Below are 4,033 nucleotides of genomic sequence, written 5' to 3' on the forward strand. Positions count from 1 at the left end.
ATCGAGCAGGACAGTTTCGTGCGCGAGATCGCGACCGTCGCGTACTGAACGGACCGTGCCGCCGTCGGGGATAAACCGTCGGTGCGCAGCCGCCGCGATGCCGCCGTTTTCCGGGGGCATCGCCGGTTGCGGCTAAACTAGACGATCCGTACCACCCCGGACAGGATCGCATTTGCTTTCGTTTTTCTTGCATTTTCTGGGCTGGGCCGTCACGGCCTGTTGTCTCTTTTTCTGGTTCGCCCGCGTGGCGGCACGCCGGCCGGTCCGGCCCCACATCGCGGCATGCGTGGCTATCCTCGGATTCGTCTGTGTACAGCCGGCGCTCGCAGAGACCTCGCCAAGCCTCGCCACCTTCCAGAAGCTGATCGTGCCGACCGCCGATGCGTCCACGCCCGCCGCATCGGCACCGGCCGCATCGGGCGCTGCATCCGCGTCTGCGCCGTCACCGGCCAGTGCGGCCGAGATCGCGCAGTCCTTCAATACCGTGATCCGGATGCTCGACAGCGACCGGCAGCGAACCGCGCTCGTATCGCAGCTGAAGGCGCTGCGCGACGTCGCGCAGACGGCGGATGCCGCGTCCGGCGTGTCGTCCGCATCCGCGACGGCGAACGCAGGCTTGTGGGGCGCGATTGCGTCCGGCATGGCGAGCGTCGAAGCGGGCATGAAGCGGGGCGACTCGCCGCTGCGATACTGGGCAGGCCGCTTCACGGCCGCCGGCAACGAGCTGTACACGCTCGTGAGCGGACACGGGCCGGCGTCGCCCGGGACGATCCTGCTCGACTTCGTCGTGCTGCTCGCCGGATGGGGCGCCTGCGCGATCGCGCTGATCTGGGCGCAAAACCGGCTCGCCACGCGGCTCGGCATCGAGATCGAACTGAATCCGAATCCGGGCGCGCGTGAAATGCTGATGTTCGCGCTGCGTCGTGTCGGACCGTGGATCGTCGCGTTCGCGGTGGTGCTGGCCATCGCGCGCAACCTGCCGGAATCGCTCGGCCGCCTCGTCGCGCTCGTGGTCGCCTACGCGATCGTATCGGGTTCGGTGTTCGCGGCGCTGTGCCTGATCATGTTCGCGCTGTTCAGCGCCGGGCCGCGCCGCGCGGCCGGCGGCGTGCTGATCGAGCGGTCGTCGCGCCTGCTGCGCGTGATCGGCGCATTCGGCGCGCTCGGCGACGCGGCACTCAATTACGACATCGCGCAGCAGCTCGGCACCAATCTTGCCGGCCTGATCGCGACGTTCGCCAACATGACGGCCGCGACACTGTGCGCGTATTTCGCGCTGGCGTTCCGGCGGCCGGTCGCTCACCTGATCCGCAATCGCAACTACGCGCAGCGCAGCGGCCATCGCGCGACGACCGAGATGGCCGATTTCGCCGCATGGCTCTGGCCGGTACCCGTGTTGCTGCTCGCGTTCGCAGCAGTGTTCGGCACGCTTGCCGGCAGCCGCTCGTCGTCGAACCTGCTGCAGACGTCGATCGTGACCGCCATGCTGCTGGTGCTCGCGTTTTTCCTGTCGGCCGTCGTGATGCGCGTCACGCGTCCGAATCCGGCGCATCGCCGCATGCGGCGCAACCAGTCCGCCTATGTCGCGCGACTCGTGCGTTTCGCCGGTTCGCTCGCGACGTTGTTCATCTGGCTCGGCTACGTCGAACTGACGTCGCGGCTGTGGGGCATCTCGATCGTGGGCATCGTCGAGCACAGCGTCGCCGCGCGCGGCATTGCGCAGGCGATGACCGCGATCGTCGTCACGCTGTTCGTGTCGTGGCTCGCCTGGATCATCGTCGATACCGCGATCCTCGAGGCGCTCAACACGGCGTCTGCGCGTCGCGGCCGCAATTCGGGCATGCGCGCGCGGACGATGCTGCCGCTCGTGCGCAATGTCGTGTTCGTCACGATCATCGCGATTGCCGGCATCGTCATCGCGGCGAATCTCGGCATCAACGTGACGCCGCTGCTCGCGGGCGCGGGCGTGATCGGCCTCGCGGTCGGCTTCGGCGCGCAATCGCTCGTGTCCGACCTGATCACCGGGCTGTTCATCATCGTCGAGGACACGATTTCGGTCGGCGACTGGATCGATATCGACGGCGGGCACGCCGGCACCGTCGAGCACCTGACGATCCGCACCGTGCGGCTGCGCGACGGCCAGGGCGCGCTGCATTCGATCCCGTTCTCGCAGATCAAGATCGTCAAGAATCTGTCGCGCGATTTCGGCTGCGCGGTGTTCGAGGTGCGCGCGCCGCTGTCCGCCGATGTCGACGAGGTCACGCGGCTGATCCGCGACGCGGGCGCGGACCTGGCGGGTGACGGAGCGGTGCGGCATCTGATGCAGGGCGGCATCGAGGTCTGGGGGCTCGATCGCTTCGAGCCGAACTGGCTGATCGTCAAAGGCCAGATCCGCACGCAACCGATGCAGCAGTCGATGGTGATGCGGGCGTTCAATGCGCGCGTGAAGGCGCGAATGGAGGAAGCCGGTATCGCGATGCCGGTGCCGCAGATGCAGGTCGTGTCGTCGGCGCAGGCCGTATCCGAAGGGCCGGTCGCAGCGGCGGGCGAATCGCGGGCGGCGTAGGGTACGGACGGGGGCGTGGCGTCCGCACCGGCTGTCGCGCATGCCGAGGCTGCGCAAGACGGTGACGAGCGTCGACTGCGATGCCGTGCGGATAAGGTCGGCGTGCCAGGCACGCCCATATGCGCGGGGGTTCAGGCATCGTCAGGCGCAGGCTGGCGCGGCGACGCGCACGAGCGTGTTGACGTGCGTGGCGATGCGCTCGCCCGGTACGCCGTAGACATGCAGCGATACGGCCGGCGCGCCGTGACAGGATCCGGCGTTGTTGCCGAACCGATGGATCGCGTGTGTGCCGGCCCGCACAAACGATACGGTGCCCTGGCCGCGTGAATGGCGGCGCGTCTCGGTCGCGAGCTCCGTGTCCGCGTTCCAGTCATAGCGCGTTTCGGTCAGCATGCCTTCGAGTACCGTATAGCCGCACCATGTCTGGTGACCGTGCACCGGACTCAGCTGGCCGGCACGCCAGACCAGCACGACGATCGCATATCGCCCGAGCGGATCGGCCGCCAGCAGATGACGCCGGTATTGCCGCGGATCGCTCTCACGCTCCGTATCGGTCAGCCATGATGGCGACGCGCTGGCGTCGGCCAGCGCCGCACGCATACGCCCCGCAAATTCGGTGTGATGCGACGGATCGGCCGCGCCTTCCGCCGCATCGAACGCGTCGTCGATTTGCCGGCGCAGGCGCCCGAGCGCGGGGCGTTCCGGGACGACGGATACGAGACGCGCGTCACTCGATGCGAGTCGATGCGTGCTGGCGGAAAGGGCGGCGGACGGTTGCATGGCGTTCTCGTTTTTCGTTGTCGAGCGCGTGCAGAACGGGCACGCGGATGATCGGTATTTATACCGGTCGACGCGGAGAAACGGATTCCATAATGTTCCCCGATGTGGAGCGTGAATAGAATAAATTTCTATCGAAAAGAGGTTGGGGAAATGGATGCCATCGATCGTAAGCTGCTGGCATTGCTGCAGGCGGATGCCACGCTGCCCATCGCGGAACTGGCGCAGCGCGTGAACCTGTCGCAGACGCCCTGCTGGAAGCGGGTGCAGCGGCTCAAGGAGACCGGCGCGATCCGCGCGCAGGTGGCGTTGTGTGATGCGCGCAAGCTGGGTGTCGGCACGACCGTGTTTGTTGCCGTGCGCACGAACCAGCACACCGAGGAGTGGGCGCAGCGCTTCACGCAGGTGGTGCGCGACATGCCGGAAATCGTCGAGGTCTACCGGATGAGCGGCGAGACGGATTATCTGTTGCGTGTCGTGGTGGCCGGCATCGACGACTACGACCGCGTCTACAAGCAGCTGATCCGCGCGGTGCCGTTGTTCGACGTCAGTTCGTCATTCGCGATGGAGCAGATCAAGTATTCGACGGCGCTGCCGGTGCGCGAAGCCGCCGAGCCGGACTGAGCGGCCCGGCCTGTTGGCCGATCGGATCCGGTCAGAGTTGGTCAGAAGTCGGCCCGCGCCGCGCAT

General features: G+C 67.2%; 3 protein-coding genes. 2 read left to right on the forward strand and 1 reads right to left on the reverse strand.

The window, feature by feature from the left end; all coding sequences use genetic code 11:
* The first annotated feature begins 367 nt into the window (after positions 1-367).
* Entirely contained in the window at positions 368-2,566 is a 2,199-nt protein-coding gene (locus tag KH616_RS22475) for a mechanosensitive ion channel domain-containing protein (RefSeq protein WP_292252110.1), read from the forward strand.
* Between the two features lie 141 nt (positions 2,567-2,707).
* Here KH616_RS22475 and KH616_RS22480 read toward each other — a convergent pair whose 3' ends face one another.
* Positions 2,708-3,346, reverse strand: a complete 639-nt coding sequence (locus tag KH616_RS22480) for a cysteine dioxygenase family protein (protein WP_292252108.1) — start codon at positions 3,344-3,346, stop codon at positions 2,708-2,710.
* A 150-nt stretch (positions 3,347-3,496) separates the two neighbouring features.
* Between KH616_RS22480 and KH616_RS22485 the strand changes: the two genes are divergently transcribed.
* Complete coding sequence (locus tag KH616_RS22485) at positions 3,497-3,967, forward strand: Lrp/AsnC family transcriptional regulator (protein WP_292252109.1); 471 nt, start codon at positions 3,497-3,499, stop codon at positions 3,965-3,967.
* The last annotated feature ends 66 nt before the right edge of the window (positions 3,968-4,033 follow it).

The sequence above is a fragment of the Burkholderia sp. genome, from assembly GCF_018375725.1.
Lineage (GTDB): Bacteria > Pseudomonadota > Gammaproteobacteria > Burkholderiales > Burkholderiaceae > Burkholderia.